This window comes from Enterococcus innesii (genome assembly GCF_022846515.1).
GTDB lineage: Bacteria > Bacillota > Bacilli > Lactobacillales > Enterococcaceae > Enterococcus_D > Enterococcus_D innesii.
This window is the reverse complement of the sequence record NZ_AP025635.1, coordinates 1,567,890-1,584,154: the sequence shown is the minus strand read 5'-3', so window position 1 is coordinate 1,584,154 and position 16,265 is coordinate 1,567,890. Positions and strand designations below refer to the sequence as shown.

The window sequence follows — 16,265 nt, the reverse complement described above, 5'->3', positions numbered from 1 at the left end:
TGCTAGTCTAGAACCTGAGAAGAATGGTATACTAGAAAAAAAGAGGAGGCGTCAAAATGGCAAATATTTATGATACAGCAAACCAATTAGAACGTGAATTACGGGAGTCAGAACAGTTTCAAGATTTGAAAGGTTCTTTCGACCGCTTGAAAGCAAATGAAGAAGCCTATGCGTTATTCAAAGAGTTTCAAGAGTTGCAACAAAGCCTGCAACAAAAAATGATGGCTGGCGAAGAAATGACGGAAGAAGAAGCGCAAAAAGCCCAAGAATTATCGCAAAAAATTCAACAAGACGGCATCGTTTCTGACTTGATGCAAAAAGAGCAAGCCTTCAGCTTAGTAGCCAATGACTTGAACCGCATCATCATGGGTCCTGTAAGAGATCTATACGAAGCGTAATCGCCAACAGACAAAGACCAAAGAAGCTAGTGAATCTTCAGAGAAATCGGCTGCAACTGCAAGAGCCGTTTCCAAAGAAGTTTCAAAAGCGCTTCTTTGGTTTTTTTTATGAAAAAGGCGAACAAATTTTCGTATTTTGCTGACGAAATGCCTGATAAATGTTATGATAGAAGCATTAAGGAGGGAGAAAGAAATGCGATTTTTACATAGTGCAGACCTGCATATCGACCGGTCATTTGAAGGGGTTCATTTGTTATCTGAAAAAGTGAAGACCCAACTCCCTGCCATCAATCAAAAAATCATCCGTAATTTGGTGGATGTTGCCTTAGAAAAAGCGGTCGATTTTGTTTTGCTGGCTGGGGATACATTCCATCAAGCACGGCCGAGTCTAAAAGTGCAGCATGACTTTTTTGCCCAACTGCAACGACTAGGGGAAGCACAGATCCCAGTCTATATGATTTTCGGCAACCATGATTATTATGATCCGCAACGGTATTGGTTTGCTTTTCCAGAAAATGTCATTCTCTTTTCATCAGAAGAAGTTCAAACGGTTCAAGGAACAACGAAAAACGATGAAACCTATGCAATCAGTGGATTTAGCTACCAACATCCTTGGATCGCTGAAAATAAAGTAACAGAATTTCCCGCAAGAGCAGCGGTGGATTACCATATTGGGCTTTACCACGGGGATCAAGCCGGTGAACGGTATGCCCCCTTTTCAATCAGTGAAATGAAGAAAAAAGGCTATGATTATTGGGGCTTGGGGCACATCCATGTACCTAAGACACTCTTAGAGCAGCCACCGATCCTCTATCCCGGTACACCTCAAGGAAAGACCAAGAAAGAACAGGCGACTGGGGTGATTTTGGCAGATTTAACGCCGCAAGGACCAACAATCGAGCGCTTGGAGGTCGCTGAGATCGCTTGGCAAAAGCAAGTGGTCTCCTTAGCGGATGTGACCGCCTCGAATGCCGTATTGCCAGCGATCATCGAGCGTTTAAAAAGTCCTCGTTCGCGCTTGCTGCATCTGGTGTTGACCGATGTGCAGCAGCTGCCGCCAGATTGGTTTCCAGCTGCGGAAAAAAATGAATGGCTAACCTACCTCAATGAACGGTTGGCGCAAACAGAGCCACTGCAAGTGATCTATGCCCTTGAAGTCGAGCAAGCCAATGAAGACAAGATCGCATTGGCGGTATCAGAAGATTATATGCTGCAGTTTTTAGCGATGTATGAGTCACCAGAGATGTTTGCGGACCGACTGTCGGACCTGTTGCAGCATCCGCTGATCCAGCGAGGGATCACCCATGAATCATTTCAAGAAGAAGTCTTGCAGCAAGCTAAACAATTGTTGAAAGACGACTTTCAATGGGAGGAGCAGTCATGAAAATTTTAAAAGCAGAGATTACCGGTTTTGGGAAATACCATGAACAAAGCTTTGCCTTTCATCCGCAAAATCAGCTGCTCTTTGGGCACAATGAGATCGGAAAATCGACGTTGTATCAATTTATTGCCGCCATCTTGTTTGGCTTTCCGAAAAAGACAGCCAAGAAAAAAGACTATACCCCCAAAAACGGTGCTGCTTACGGTGGCAAGTTATGGTTGGCGCTGGAACCCTTCGGCGAAGTGATCGTCGAACGCTATCGGCAAGTGGACCGTGGTCGTGCCAAAGTCCATGTCGCTGGTCAGACGGTTGATGAGCAATGGCTGGCACAACACTTGCAGCCCCTCAATCGAGCGTTGTTCTTCGATGTCTTTACTTTTCAGCAAGAGCAATTGACCCAGATCGATAAGCTAGAAGAAAATGAGCTGCACCAAGCGTTGATTTCTCTAGGGATCAGCGGCAGTCAAAAAATGCTGCAGCAAGTGGCGCAATATGAAACCATCAATCAGCAGCAATACAAGCCGCGGGGGCAAAAGCTGCCTTTGAACCAGGCGTTAAAACAATTAGAAAAACTGCAAAAAACGATTGCGGAAAAAGAAAGCGAAGAAAGCCGCATCCAACATCAGTATCAGCAGATCTCCCAGCTGCAAGAACAGATCCAAGACTTGCGACACCAGTATCAAGCATTGAATGACGCCTATCAGGAAAATCAGCAGCAGCTGAGTCATTGGGGTCTTTATGAAGAGTGGCAGCAAATGGCACCAGCAGATACGTTAGCCGATCCTCAGCAAGTCCAAGCCATCAAACAGTTTTATCAGCAGTATCAGCAGCTGACGGAAGAAATTCGCAAAAAAGAAGCTGAATTAGATCAGTTGGAGCAAGGAAAAGAATCAGATAAGTATTTCTTTTATCTTGATCATGAGCACCAAATCCATCACTTGCTGCAGCAGCAAGTGACGATGGCGCGTTTGGCAGATCGTGAATCAGCGGCCAATCAACAAGAAGCCGTCGCCATCACGGAGCTGAATCGCTTGATCGAAAAGCGCCAATGGAGCAGAGAATCGCCGCCGCTAGTAACGGCTTCGATCCATGAACAAACCACACGTTTACTACAAGAACGTGTGCAGTTAGAAGAGCTCGAAAAGCGCATGATGCGTTTAGAAGAAAAAGCGCAGCCTTTGCAAGCCACCGCGGCCCGCTTAGAACAGCAGCATCCTCAATTGATTGGCCGCAAGTCGGTTTCTCGCCCACTATGGCCGCTAGGGATCGTCGGTGGGCTGCTAGCAGTGATCGGTATCTTTTTGCCGAGTCCGTGGCGCTGGCTTGCATTAGGTGTGGGGATCGCAGCGATCATCGGCAGTGTTTTACCGCTGATGAAAGCAGCGCCAAACAAGCAGCAAGGCATCAAGCAAGAATGGCAGACGATCCTCATGCAGCTGGATCTACTGGGAGAAGAGTTGGCACAACTGGAAAATGAACAGCAGCAAAAGCAGCAGCAGATCGATCGTGCCTACCAAGCGTTGACACCCTTTTTTGGTGATTTGCCGGTGGAAAGCTGGCAGGCGTATCTATTGGCCTATGATGAAGATGTTGCTAGCTATCAAGCCTACTCGCAACAACGCAAACAAGCCTATCAAGAACGGCAAGCCGTCGCAGAAGAACTGGCCCCCTTTGACGAGCAGTACCGTCCGTATGCGGAGTGGCTGCCGCTGCAAAACAAAACAGTGTTAGAAAAAGCAGCGATCTTACAGAAATTTCATGAAGAGATGCAAACGATCAAGCTTTCACGGCTGCAACAACCTAGCACACTGCTGGCTCAACAATTGAACCGCACCCGCAATGAACGCGACCAGCTGCTTTCCCAGGCCAGTGATCTCTTGCAGCAGCAAGGCTTAGATCACCCTGCAGAAATCAGCCTCTGGTTGAAGCAATGGGAAGCGGCGCAACGCACGCAGCAGCGAGCAGAAGAATTGGCGGAGATGTTAACACCGATCTATCCCAAACCAGTGACACAAGCAGAATTGCTGCAGCAAAAAGACCAGATCAAGCAGCAGCAAACACAACTTCAAGCACAAATACAGCAGTTGATGGAGCAAAAACAGCGCTTGGAATTAGAAGCAGCAGCCAGTCAAAAAAACGGCACCTTGAATCAGCTTTATCAAGAAGAAAGTGAGCTGAAGGCGGTCATTGAAGAACTCGCTGTGGCATGGGGCAGTCGTCAGTTGGCGGCTTCAATTTTGACGGATGTCACGACCGAATTGTCAGAACAGCAATTGCCGCAGCTATTGTCAGCCGCTTCGACTTATTTTGAACAGCTTTCAAACGGACGTTATCAAAAGATTCTTCTGGAAAATGGTCTGTTAGTAGCGGCAAATGCCAGCGAGACCTTTTCGATCATCGACTTGTCCACAGGCACGAAGGATCAGTTGATCATGGCGTTACGTTTCGGTTATCTAGCGCTGCAAAAAAATCATCCGTTGTGTCCAATCATTATTGATGATGGTTGGTTGCATTATGACAGTGTTCGTAAGGAACGCTTCGCAGCACTATTAAAAGAGTTTGGTCAAAGTTATCAAGTAATTTGTTTGTCTTCTGACCAAGAAATGGTAAGCTATTATCAGAAGTACCAGCAGCCTATCCAGGATCTGAGTAAAGGAAGTGAAAGATTTGGCTGATCGGCCAAATAAGCCCATGAAAAAAATTCGTGAATTAACTGTTGATGAAACGTTTCAACTTTTCTTACTGATTAAGAATGCCGATGTACGAATCGCGAAAAACGGCAAAAAATTTATTGCCTTCACCTTTCAAGATACATCTGGCACGATCGACGGAAAGTTCTGGGATGCATCAGATGAAGAAATCGCCCGTTTTGAACCCGGGAAAGTAGTACTGCTAGATGGGAAACGGGAAGTCTACCAAGGCAATCCGCAAGTCAAAATCATGCATTTGCGTTTAGCGAAGCCGGAAGAACCCCACGAACCAAGCCAATATATGGAAAAAGCGCCCTTGCGAAAAGAAGAGATGGAAGAAGAAATCAGTCAAACCTTGTTTGAGATCACAAATCCTCATTGGAATCGCATCGTCCGTTTCTTGTTGAACAAGTATAAAAAGGAATTCTTTGACTTTCCAGCTGCGAAACGCAATCACCATGCCTTCGCCAGTGGATTGGCGTATCATACGACAACTATGCTGCGTTTAGGAAAAGCGATCGTCAAAGAATACCCTGAATTAAATGCTTCACTGCTGTATGCGGGCATTATTTTGCATGATTTAGGAAAAGTAATCGAGTTGACAGGTCCCATGACGACAGAGTATACCTTAGCAGGGAATCTAGTAGGGCATCTCGTCTTAGTGGATGAAGAAATCACACAAGCCTGTATTGCTTTGAAATTTGATGATAAAGAAGAAGATATCGTTGTTTTGCGGCATATGGTCTTAGCTCATCATGGGTTGCTAGAATATGGGTCACCTGTTCGGCCCCGCATAATGGAAGCAGAAATCCTCCATCAGATCGATAACTTGGATGCTTCCATGCAAATGATGCTGACGTCAATCCGTTTAACGGAACCTGGTCAATACACGGATCGTATTTTTGGCATGGACAATCGGAGTTTTTATGTACCGAAAGAAGTGTAGCAGCGACGTTGCAGCACGATCAACCAAAGTGAATGACGGAAAGAACAAAAACCACGCTAGGCTTGCTTAGCGTGGTTTTTGTTAGCTGCTGGAAAAATTTGAATCGTAGATAGAAATCTAATCGGTACAAAAAAAGAAGCGCCGCTATGACGGCACTTCTTTTTTTATTATTCAGCAGAAGAATCTGTAGCACTTTCACTCGTTGCAGTAGAGTCATCGGTTGCATCAGTAGCAGAAGAATCTGCCGCTGAGCTGTCCGTTGCAGAAGAGTCAGCAGTTGAATCTTCTGTTTCGGCTGCTGTGATGTAATCAGAAAGCAAGTCTGCTAAGTCAGAGTCTTTCATTTTCACATTAGCTGCTTGCAATTCTTGACCGATCGTTGCTGCCACGAATGTTTGATCATTCAATAAGGTGTTTTGAGCGATCTCAGTCAAATCATCTTTGTATTTATCCATGTCGTTGCCTTTGTCTTGGTTTTTCACCATTTTCACGATGTAGTATTCTGTCGTGTAAGTTGATGTGTTGGTGGCAGAGATCACTTCAGAGATTTCACCATCTTTTAAGTCAAAAGCGGCTGTTTTTACTTCATTCGGTACAGCTGATGAAGTAGAATCGAATTTGATCGTTCCGCCATCTTCTTTTGTGGCTGCATCGGTTGATTTTTCTTTGGCAATTTCACCAAAATCAGCATCATCTTTTTTCACTTCTTCTAAGACATCTTTGGCATCATCTTCACTTGCTACTTTGATGATTTGTGCCTCTACCTCTGGGTGGAAAGAATCCCATGCTGTTTTCATGTCTTCGTCAGTAATATCCATGTTGGCTTTTAAACCTTCACGTAAAGCAAGTTGTTGCTTCAATTCTGCCCGGTAAGACTTCACCGTATAACCAGAGGCAGTCAAGGTTGATTCAAAGGAATCATTCCCACCGTATTGTTCAGCCATATTGTTGAATTGCTCATCGATCATGTCTTCGGTAACATCATCACCATATTTTTCAGTAAAGACTTTTAAGACGATCATTTGACGCAACGCATTTTGGTTTTCTGAACTTGTTTTTGCTTGGTCATAAAAATCTTGAACAGTGATTTTACCGCCCTTCATTGTTGCGATTTCCTCACTTGAATTACCACAAGCCGCTAATGCAAAAAGACTCATTGCACTGACTGCTACTAAAATTAATTTTTTCTTCATTCGTTTAAGCACTCCTAATTCTAAAAAAGATTCATAATAATCACTGCACCTACTATACCACTTCTAGAAATGGTTGGGAAGAAAACAGTGGATGTTTCAAACAAAATTCATAAAAACTACAAATTTTCAATTTGTTTGGTATCCTCTGCGCTTTGGGCTTGAATCGTCGTGATGTGCTGATTCAACTGCTCCATTTGGGTTTTGATCCGAGCAAGGCGCGGTTGCGCTTGGAATTTGAAGGCTTCCAGATCTTTCGTAAAAGATTCGGTCACAACGGGGATGGTTTCGTCGATCGTTTTGCGGGTCACCATCACAGCATCCTTTAGCTGTTTAACGCTGTCATTGAATTCTAAGGTCGCTTCTGTCGTGTCATCTAAATAGCGAATCAATTCTTCACGAGTTTCATTGCCGCTTTTCGGTGCAAAAAGCAAACCACCTAAGCCGCCGGCGATGGAACCGAATAATAGTCCTTTAAGAAAATTGCCGATCATTTAATCCACCTGCTTTCCAATTTTTTCGGCGATTGCCGCTAGTTCTTCCCCCGTGTAGTTGTCTGCGTGATTGCCAAAATGGATCTTGAAATCATCGTCTTTGCTGTAACGAGGAATCAAATGGACATGGGAATGAAAGACCGATTGGTACGCCAATTCTTTATTGTTGTTGATGATATTTAAGCCTTCGATCTCAGGGAATGCTTTTTCGATCGCTCGAGCAATCTTAGGAATGCGGGCAAAAACCGCTGCTGCCAACGTTTCATCGTACTCAAAAATATCCGTCACATGAGTTTTGGGGATCACCAATGTATGACCCGGGGTGACTTGGGAAATATCTAAAAAGGCATAGACTTGCTCATCCTCGTAGACTTTGTAGCTAGGAATCTCACGATTGTTGATTTTACAAAAAATACAATTTTCCATTGTAAAAAAACCTCCTTGATCTAGTACCTCTACTTTACCATATTTTGCTTTTTTTCGTCTGATTTCCTCTTTGAAAAAGTCGGAACAAGGCAACTGTTCCTTCAACAAAGGCGCTTTTTTAAAGAAATGCGAAAAGCGAGCGAGAAACGCTTGCATTTAGATTCCAACAACCCTAGACTTAATATCAGAAATCATTTGGAAAGAAGGAACCTATGAAACCGATCATTAGAGAAACCTTACAGAAAAAAACAACGACTTCAGCGAAGCTTCGCTACTTAGCCTATGCCTATAAAGAGTGGTTGATCGCGATCACGCTGTTTGTGGTGTTTGCTGGTTCAATCACTTATTCTCTGACACGTCCGCAAGAAGAAGTAGTCAATGCCGCCATTGTCACTGAAACAGCAATGGACCCTGCGGTGCAAAGTGAGTTGGAAGAAACCGTTGAAGCATGGGCGATCGACCAAGGGTATCAAAAAGAAGAGCTGAGGATCAGTCTGGTTTCTTATGCTGAACCAGCCGCTGTCCAAGCCTTTACCACCCGTCTTGCTGCTGGTGCGATCCAAATGGTCGTCTTTCCAGCCAGCGAAGCACAAACGTGGCAAGAGCGCTTTGGCAGCCAAGAACTGCCGCAAGAACCCATTACAGTGGGAGAAAACGAATTTATCTTGCAAGTTACGAATAAAGAAAAATAAATAACTGTTTTGCCAGCTGACTGAATTGAACAAAAAGAGCCTATGTTGAAAAAGTGTCGTAATTAGGTGAATCGGAGGAAGAAAATGACTTTACAAGTAGCAAACGTGACAGGCGGCTATAATCAACTGCCAGTCTTAAAAAATATTGATTTTACGATCGGCGATGGGGAACTCGTCGGCTTGATCGGCTTGAACGGGGCAGGAAAGAGTACGACGATCAAAGAGATCATCGGGTTACTGCAACCTCACAGCGGCACCATCACGATCGATGGCCTGACCCTGAAAGAAAACCCAGAGCAATACCGCAAACAAATCGGGTATATCCCTGAAACCCCTTCTTTATATGAAGAATTGACCTTAAGAGAGCACATCGAAGTGACGGCGATGGCCTACGATCTTCCGCAAGGAGAAGCCATGAAGCGAGCAGAACGCTTGTTAAAAACGTTTCGTTTAGAAAACAAACTCGATTGGTTCCCAGCAAATTTTTCAAAAGGAATGAAACAAAAAGTCATGGTGCTCTGTGCCTTTTTGATTGAACCAAGCGTTTACATCATCGACGAACCCTTCTTAGGATTGGATCCTTTAGCGATCAATGCATTATTGGAACTGATGAATGAGATGAAACAAACTGGAGCATCGATTTTGATGTCCACCCACATTTTAGCAACCGCAGAGAAGTATTGTGATAAATTCATTCTACTGCATAACGGTGAGATCCGCGCACAAGGGACCTTGGCGCAACTAAGAAGCCAATTTCAAGCACCGGAAGCCTCCCTTGATGATCTGTACCTCGCACTGACAAAGGAGAGTCAAGCATGAAGCAGTTTTTCTCGCAACGCTTACAGCGGCATCAAAAACAGATGACACGCTATTTGCGCTATGTCTTCAATGATCATTTTGCTTTGATCAGCACCTTTTTAGTCGGAGGCCTCGGTCTTTACTATTCGGAGTTATTAAAAACATTGCCGCGGCCGTTTCCCTTAGGCGGCGTCATCGTGGTGGCTGTTTGGTTATTTGTTTTACCGTTAGGACGCTTAGCGACATTGACAAAACCGGCAGACTTGATTTTTCTTTTAGCCAAGGAAGGACAAATGACAAGTTACCTCAGCCAAGCGTTACGTTATTCCCTCTGGCTGCCCTTTGGGGTTTTATTTTTAACCGTAGGGGCAACAATGCCTTTGGTCGTGGTCACAGCAAACAGCACCTTTGCCTCATTCCCATACTTTTTAGGGATGATGTGGCTCTTAAAACTGGGGGATCTTTCACTACAACGGATCCGTTTGTATCAAGAAACCCAGCAGCAAGTCAAACAGCAGCGAGGCATCTGGATGGTCAGTGCGCTAGTTGCTGCACTTGCTAGTATTTATGTAGTACCTTGGTTAGGGTTGGTGATCAGCATCCTCCAAGCAATCTGGTTCCTCTTTGGCGTGAAATCTAATCGTCAGCTTTTAGATTGGGACTATATGATCCAAGCCGAACAGTCGCGCTTAATGCGGATCTATCGGTTTATCAACTTATTTACAGATGTTCCCCAAATCACGACGGAAGCCAAACGGCGCAAATACCTCGACTGGTTGCTGGCAAAGATCAAGCCAGTGCACAGCAATACGTATCTCTATCTTTACTTGCGCCGAGTGATTCGTGGTGGGCAATACGGCGGCCTTTATGTCCGCTTATCCTTGATTGGTGGGTTCGTCTTGTTCTTTGTCGATGAGCTTTGGATCAGTCTGCTGATCGGCTGCTTGTTTCTTTATCTGATCGGTTTCCAACTGATTCCCTTGATCAATGAATTTCAATACATGGTTTTGACCCATCTGTATCCCGTGCCAGAAAAACAAAAAGCCGCAGCGATCAAAAAAATTCTTGGGGCACTCTTACTGGTGACCGCAGTTCTTTTCGGCGTGATCTGTTGCTTGCGCTTGCCTTTTGTTTGGCAAGGCGGTATCGCGTTTCTTGGCTTCTTAGGGTTTGCGGGTCTCTTTTTAGGCATCTATTTACCAGGGCGATTAAAGAAAATGCATGCTTGATCCACAAGTGGCTTCTCTTACAAAAAGCGAACGCATATGCGCTTGACGGCGACCCTTTGGGAAGCTAGAATAAGAGGTACTGCGAAATAAGGAGAGAAGCTAGGATGGATATTCGCTTGGATCAAGATTGGCGTATGCGGCCGATCAAAGGCGACACCGGGAAAGCCTATATCGGGCTCAAGGACAACGACAAAGTCTTTATCAAACGAAATACGACCCCGATGCTTGCGGCACTCTCTAAAGAGGGCATTGCACCCAAACTCGTCTGGACGAAACGGACGGGAAATGGCGATACGCTCTCCGCACAAGAATGGCTGGATGGACGGGTCTTAGATCCCGATGAAATCGGCCAAAGAAATGACGTCATTGATGTGTTGTATCACTTGCATCATTCAAAAACACTGGCACAGATGCTAAGTAAAATAGGGGGACAAGTCAGATCGCCTGAACAGATGCTGATGGATTATCAGGATCAGCTGCCTTCTGCGGTCGCCCAAAACGGTTTTATTCATTTGGTCACCGAGTATTTAAAAGCTAATATTCCAGCTTTTGACGAGCAAAAAGCCGCGGTCGTCCATGGCGATGTCAATTATCGAAATTGGCTAGTTTGTCAAAATTATTTATATTTAGTCGATTGGGATTCCGTGATGTTTGCAGATCCAGCAATCGATATCGGGACTATTTTAGGTCACTATGTGCCGCTATCCAGCTGGTCTCATTGGCTGGTGCGCTATGGTATCCATAGCAGCAGCGAAGTGATCGAAAAGATTTATTGGTATGCATTGTTGAGTATGCTGCAAGAGGTCAAAAAATATTATCTGCGGGGCGATTACAAAGCCATGAATGCAGAGATTTTACAATTAAAACGAATTTATAGTGAATGAAGAGAAGATGGAGCGAGGCAATTTGGTTCCATCTTGTTTTTTCGGAAAGGAAGAAACATGAGAGTAAGAAAACGTGCAGGTGCAAAAGAGCTGATTGAAGCTCATCCACAATACGTCGTTGCAGAGCCTACCGGATGGAAAGGGCGTTGGCATGAACGCTTTGGCAATGATCATCCGCTACACATCGAAATCGGCATGGGCAAAGGTCAATTTATTACGGAAATGGCAAAAGCTCATCCCGAGATCAATTATATTGGGGTAGAGATGCAGATCAGTGTCGTTTCGATCGCATTGGATAAAATGATCGAGCAGGAGATCCCAAACTTGCAACTGCTGCATGTGGATGGTTCCGCATTGACCAACTATTTTGCAGACAATGAAGTAGACCAGATCTACTTGAATTTTTCTGATCCCTGGCCTAAGAAAAAGCATGAGAAGCGCCGTTTGACTTCTAAAGCCTTTTTAGCAGTGGACGAGCAAATTTTACGACCTAATGGCGAGATCCATTTCAAAACGGACAACCAAGGATTGTTTGAGTATTCCTTAGCGAGCTTTTCTCAATATGGCATGATTATCAAACAAGTTTGGTTGGACCTGCATAACAGTACCTTTGAGAACAATATCATGACGGAATATGAAGAAAAATTCTCCAGCCGCGGTCAGCGAATCTATCGGGTGGAAGCCCAATTTGTGGCAAAAGAACCACAGAAATAAACGAATGATGAAAGATGAAGCAAATTTGCTTCATCTTTTTTTCTATTCTCAAAGCGTTTGCGTATTTCTTTTTAGGAGGGATAAGTCGTGGATATTCAAGCATTCTCAGACGAGTTGATTCTTTATGGAAGACAAGAACGCATGCAGGATCTGGCCATTTTGCCTAGCGGTTCACAGATGGAGGTGACTTTCAGTAAAAGCTATCTCAGAAAGACCTATCAAGTACTGACCAACGAAGAAGCCCAGCAGCTGATCACTCGCTTCAAATTTTTAGGAGGAATGGAGGTGGGAGAGCGACGTAAAGCTCAGTTAGGCGCAGTCAGTTATCCGTTCGGCGATCAGCTGCAGCGGCTGCGCATCTCAACAGTCGGTGACTACCAAGGGCGTGAAAGTCTCGTGATGCGGTTTCTTTATCCCTTGACTCAGGAGCATCTGCGCTATTTCTTTGCAGAAGATGTCCAGCAGATCCAGCAGGGGACCAAACAAAGAGGGCTGTATTTGTTTTCAGGCCCCACTGGATCAGGAAAGTCGACCCTCATGTATCAGTTAGCACGGGCAACCAAGGGGCAAGTCATTACCATTGAAGATCCCGTCGAGATCGAAGAGCCGCGCTTTTTGCAGCTACAAACTAATTTGAAGATCGGGCAAGATTATGATGAATTGATTCGCTTGTCTTTGCGGCATCGTCCGGACCTGCTTTTGATCGGCGAGATCCGTAACAAAGAAACGGCGCAAGCCGCTGTTCGAGCCGCTCTGACAGGTCACCGAGTATTTGCCACGATCCATGCCCGAGGTGTAGCAGAAACCAAGACGCGGCTGCTGGAATTGCTCGGGACAGACGATCGTCTGGCACATGCGCTGCAAGGGATCATTTATCAGCGATTGCTGCCAAATGAAGCGAATGAACCTCATGGATTGCTGGCGTATCACTTTTATGAGGGACAAGTGGAAAAACAGTGGCAACACGTACTAAACCGAGTGAAAGAAAGTGGGTGGATCAGCGATGAAGTTTATGAAAAAGAAGCCCCAGCTACCACGCCGTGCAACTGAAGCCCTCTTAGTCACCTTCACGGTGTTATTGGAGAGTGGCTTTTCCCTACAAGAAAGCCTCCAAGTGCTGCTGCGCAGCCGCCAGTTTTCTGAACCTGTGATCGAACAGCTGATTGTCCATCTTGCCCAAGGGCAAAGCTTTGCAGCAGCGGTAGCGCCGTTGTCGTTATCAGCTACTGAAAAAAGTCAGCTTCATTTAGCAGAAAGGCATGGGGATCTCACGGCGACCTTGCGGCGGATGGTCGACTACCACACATTGGTCAACAAGCAAAAACAGCTGCTGTACAAAGTAGCTGCCTATCCGCTTTTGTTACTGGTCTTTTTACTAGCTGCGCTTTTTGGGATGCACCGCTTTTTATTGCCCCAATTGTTAGCCTCTGGCATGATCGACGAAGGTCATTGGGGCATTCGCGCCATCACTTGGGCACCCGCAGTACTTATCCTCTTCTTGTTGTTCAGTGGGCTGCTTTTTGTGATCAGTCGCTGGGTGTTTGCCCGCCGCACTGCCTTGCAAAAAGCTGTGTTTTTCAGCCGCCTGCCATTGTTCGGAGCATTGTACACGAGTTATCACACGAGTTTTTTCGCATTGGAATGGGGCAAGTTGTTTCAGCAAGGGTTAGATATCCAACAAATTATTGAGTGTATGGAGCATACCAATAAAGCTACCTTGATCCAAGAATTAGCACGGGAGCTGCGAGTAACCTTGACTTTGGGTGGACAACTCCCAGAAAAACTTCGGCGTTTTTCGTTTCTCACACCAGAATTTTCTTTGATCGTCTTTCAAGGAGAGGTGCAGGGGAAGTTAGGAGAAGAACTTTTTCTATACAGCCAATTATTGATGGAACGCTTGTTTCAACGAATCGAAAAAACTATTCACTGGGTTCAGCCTCTGATTTTTTTGTTGGTTGCTTTAATGATCGTTGGGATCTATGCCGCTATGTTTTTACCAATCTATGGAAATATCCAAGGAGTGATCGAATGATAGAAAAGAAAGTAGCATCTCCTCGCAAGCAGGGGATTTGGCGTGTCAAAAAAGGCTTTACATTGGTTGAAATGCTATATATTAAATATACTAATTAATCGCAAACTTCCAGTGAATTTCTAGCTTGTCTGGATAAACTAATATTTTACTAATCAATTCCATGACAATTGATTTTTGATCCATATAGGAAAGATTCCATATATTGTCAGTTAGCTTTGACAGTATCTCTTTTGCATCCATAGGTTCAAGAATTGGTCTTTTTATTTTCAGAGAATCTATTTTCTTTTCTAGTGAATCTTTTTCTTGTTTTATTTTTTCCATCCTTGCTTCTAATATGTCTTTTGGGATAGCATCATCTATAAATAGATTAACAATTTTTTCGAGAGATAAATCTAGTTCGTCTATTCTTTTGTTATAGGACGAAAAGTCAACGACAGAATCATTTGCTGATAAAGAATTTATAAGTTCTGTATTTAGTCTGATCTGTTCTATTTGCGAAAGTATGTGTTTTTCTAATTCATCCATACTATAATTGGGGGAAGTGCAGCCGTTTGGATCTTTGGTCATCGTTAAATTTTTCTTCTTAGATTTAGAATAGCATCTGTAATAGCGATGTCTAGAACCGTCTTTTCTCTTTGCTCGCATTCCTACACTGAGAGAAGCACCGCAAAGTCCGCAACGTATTATTCCAGAAAGCATATATTTTGATTGAAAAGGCCTAGGATTATTGTTTTTCTCATAAGCTGCTACTTGCCGTACTTTCAGTTCGTTTTGTACTTTTTCAAAAAAAGCTTTAGTGATTATACCTTCGTGGTTACCTTCAAATAATTCGCCGTTGTAACGATTAATACCAGCATAGATTGGATTTGCTAATGTCTGTCTGATTGTTCTATATGACCAATTTATTTCTTTCCCAATATGTCCTTCGTCGTTTAACTTGTCTTTTAGTTTGGTAATGGATATTCCGCTCATGTAATCGTCAAAAATTTGCTTTACAATTGGCGCTTGAATAGGATGGGCAACGTATGTATCATTTTTATAAATATATCCAAACGGTACTTTTGACCAACTCATCGCCTTGCCAGATTTTGCACGTCCTACTTTTCCCATCACCATTCGTTCTTTTATTTGTTCTCGCTCGAGTTGAGCAAAGACAGCAAGAATACCTATCATAGCTTTACCGAAAGCGGAACTTGTATCAAAATTTTCATTTAACGATACAAAAGAAATATCATTCGCGGTGAAGACATCTTCGATTAGATACAGCGTGTCTTTTTGACTTCTGGACAATCTATCTAGTTTATAAACAAGCACACCCTGAAACTTTTTCCTTTTAGAATCTGTTATCAAACTAGATAGCCCGGGTCTGTCAGTTGTAGATCCGCTAAATCCGCCATCCTTATAAATCTTAAAAATACCCCAATTTTTTACCTCACAATATTTACTTAATTTATCAATCTGTTCTTCAATTGAGTATCCTTCCTCAGCTTGTTCAAGTGTAGATACACGAACATAAATAGCAAATTTCATAGTAAAACCCCCATATTTTTGTTAAAATAGGGTACAAGAAAGAGACCTATACCCTAGGTTTCAAAATTTCTAAGCACATTTTCTAGTTTGGCGACCGGGAATGTGCTTGTTTTATAGATCAAAACTTACTTGTACTGCTTTTCCTATTATTCTAGCAGGTGTGTCAGGTGTAATAATCATCGGAGCAAAAGTAGGATTGTCCGCCATAAGCATTATTAAACCATTTTGACGTTTGACACGTTTCAAAGTCATTTCATCATCACCATTAACAATTACTGCTGCAATCTCGCCATCTTCGACTTCTGGTTGTTTCTTAATAAGCACATAACTATTTTCACGAATAGTTGGAGACATCGAATCCCCTTTAGTTCTTAGAAAGAATAAATCCCCTTTAGGTAGATTATCTTTTGGCATTCTTCTATAACCATCAAAGTTTTCAATCGCAAGGATAGGCTCACCACATGTAATAGTTCCTAATATAGGAATATCAATAAACTCAGTGACTCTCATCAAATTTGATGCTAATTCATCGTTCTCTGTTAACAAATCAGTCTTTTGGACACCAAAAAAGTCAGCTAACTTTTGAATAGAGCCTGAACGTGGCATTTTTTTACCATTCTCCCAATCTGAAACCGTTGATTGAGATACACCAATTCTTTCCGCAAGCTCAACCATACTGACGTTTTTTAATTGCCTAAATTTCTCCAAATTTTTCCCGAAAACAACCTTCAGATCTTCTGTCATTATTAATTTCTCCTTCTATAATATGTGCTCGAAAAGAGTATATCACTTAAAGCGATTTTTGTATAGCATAAAGCGATATTTTTCTAACTTAGAGAGTGTTCTTTATCACTTTTTTGC

Annotated in this window: 16 protein-coding genes; 11 read left to right on the top strand and 5 right to left on the bottom strand. The window is 43.5% G+C overall.

Translation table 11 applies throughout. The annotated features are described in order from the left end of the window. Positions 1 to 56: 56 nt before the first annotated feature. The 4 genes from ENLAB_RS07380 to ENLAB_RS07365 all read left to right on the top strand — a co-directional run bounded on the left by ENLAB_RS07380 (position 57) and on the right by ENLAB_RS07365 (position 5,415). Positions 57 to 398, top strand: coding sequence for a YlbF/YmcA family competence regulator (locus ENLAB_RS07380; RefSeq protein WP_005227708.1), 342 nt, complete (start codon positions 57 to 59; stop codon positions 396 to 398). Positions 399 to 591: 193 nt separating this feature from the next. Continuing rightward, positions 592 to 1,782, top strand: coding sequence for a metallophosphoesterase family protein (locus ENLAB_RS07375; protein ID WP_244353299.1), 1,191 nt, complete (start codon positions 592 to 594; stop codon positions 1,780 to 1,782). Next, a complete protein-coding gene (locus ENLAB_RS07370; RefSeq protein WP_244353298.1) occupies positions 1,779 to 4,454 on the top strand; it encodes an AAA family ATPase in 2,676 nt (891 codons plus the stop codon). Before ENLAB_RS07375 ends, ENLAB_RS07370 begins: the two co-directional genes overlap by 4 nt. 16 nt (positions 4,455 to 4,470) lie before the next feature. Continuing rightward, positions 4,471 to 5,415 carry a 3'-5' exoribonuclease YhaM family protein gene (locus ENLAB_RS07365; protein ID WP_081117852.1) on the top strand — a complete coding sequence of 315 codons (945 nt, stop codon included), beginning with the start codon at positions 4,471 to 4,473 and terminating at the stop codon, positions 5,413 to 5,415. A gap of 167 nt (positions 5,416 to 5,582) precedes the next feature. Here ENLAB_RS07365 and ENLAB_RS07360 read toward each other — a convergent pair whose 3' ends face one another. The 3 genes from ENLAB_RS07360 to ENLAB_RS07350 all read right to left on the bottom strand — a co-directional run bounded on the left by ENLAB_RS07360 (position 5,583) and on the right by ENLAB_RS07350 (position 7,525). After that, the gene (locus tag ENLAB_RS07360; RefSeq protein ID WP_244353296.1) at positions 5,583 to 6,608 is read right to left on the bottom strand and encodes a peptidylprolyl isomerase; all 1,026 of its coding nucleotides are present in this window, start codon (positions 6,606 to 6,608) and stop codon (positions 5,583 to 5,585) included. A 116-nt stretch (positions 6,609 to 6,724) separates the two neighbouring features. Next, a complete protein-coding gene (locus ENLAB_RS07355) occupies positions 6,725 to 7,099 on the bottom strand; it encodes a YtxH domain-containing protein (RefSeq protein WP_077452358.1) in 375 nt (124 codons plus the stop codon). Next, on the bottom strand, positions 7,100 to 7,525 hold the full coding sequence (locus ENLAB_RS07350) for an HIT family protein (RefSeq protein ID WP_005227719.1): 426 nt from the start codon (positions 7,523 to 7,525) through the stop codon (positions 7,100 to 7,102). It abuts the gene before it with no gap. A 212-nt stretch (positions 7,526 to 7,737) separates the two neighbouring features. Between ENLAB_RS07350 and ENLAB_RS07345 the strand changes: the two genes are divergently transcribed. From ENLAB_RS07345 to comGB, 7 genes are all read left to right on the top strand, one after another. Continuing rightward, the gene (locus tag ENLAB_RS07345) at positions 7,738 to 8,217 is read left to right on the top strand and encodes a hypothetical protein (protein ID WP_244353294.1); all 480 of its coding nucleotides are present in this window, start codon (positions 7,738 to 7,740) and stop codon (positions 8,215 to 8,217) included. Between the two features lie 84 nt (positions 8,218 to 8,301). Next, entirely contained in the window at positions 8,302 to 9,036 is a 735-nt protein-coding gene (locus tag ENLAB_RS07340; protein WP_077452355.1) for an ABC transporter ATP-binding protein, read from the top strand. Further along, the gene (locus tag ENLAB_RS07335) at positions 9,033 to 10,244 is read left to right on the top strand and encodes an ABC transporter permease (RefSeq protein ID WP_140966129.1); all 1,212 of its coding nucleotides are present in this window, start codon (positions 9,033 to 9,035) and stop codon (positions 10,242 to 10,244) included. The genes ENLAB_RS07340 and ENLAB_RS07335 overlap by 4 nt, the downstream gene beginning before the upstream one ends. Positions 10,245 to 10,348: 104 nt before the next feature. Further along, positions 10,349 to 11,128 carry a phosphotransferase family protein gene (locus ENLAB_RS07330; protein WP_077452353.1) on the top strand — a complete coding sequence of 260 codons (780 nt, stop codon included), beginning with the start codon at positions 10,349 to 10,351 and terminating at the stop codon, positions 11,126 to 11,128. A 57-nt stretch (positions 11,129 to 11,185) separates the two neighbouring features. After that, entirely contained in the window at positions 11,186 to 11,842 is a 657-nt protein-coding gene (gene trmB, locus ENLAB_RS07325; RefSeq protein ID WP_244353292.1) for a tRNA (guanosine(46)-N7)-methyltransferase TrmB, read from the top strand. Positions 11,843 to 11,929: 87 nt separating this feature from the next. After that, entirely contained in the window at positions 11,930 to 12,892 is a 963-nt protein-coding gene (gene comGA / locus ENLAB_RS07320) for a competence type IV pilus ATPase ComGA (protein ID WP_244353291.1), read from the top strand. Further along, positions 12,846 to 13,874 carry a competence type IV pilus assembly protein ComGB gene (gene comGB, locus ENLAB_RS07315; protein WP_244353290.1) on the top strand — a complete coding sequence of 343 codons (1,029 nt, stop codon included), beginning with the start codon at positions 12,846 to 12,848 and terminating at the stop codon, positions 13,872 to 13,874. Before comGA ends, comGB begins: the two co-directional genes overlap by 47 nt. Before the next feature lie 90 nt (positions 13,875 to 13,964). On the opposite strand, the gene ENLAB_RS07310 is transcribed toward comGB, so the two are convergent. Continuing rightward, positions 13,965 to 15,404 carry a recombinase family protein gene (locus ENLAB_RS07310; RefSeq protein WP_244353289.1) on the bottom strand — a complete coding sequence of 480 codons (1,440 nt, stop codon included), beginning with the start codon at positions 15,402 to 15,404 and terminating at the stop codon, positions 13,965 to 13,967. 111 nt (positions 15,405 to 15,515) lie between these two features. Further along, on the bottom strand, positions 15,516 to 16,148 hold the full coding sequence (locus tag ENLAB_RS07305; protein WP_074934661.1) for a LexA family protein: 633 nt from the start codon (positions 16,146 to 16,148) through the stop codon (positions 15,516 to 15,518). Positions 16,149 to 16,265 lie beyond the last annotated feature (117 nt).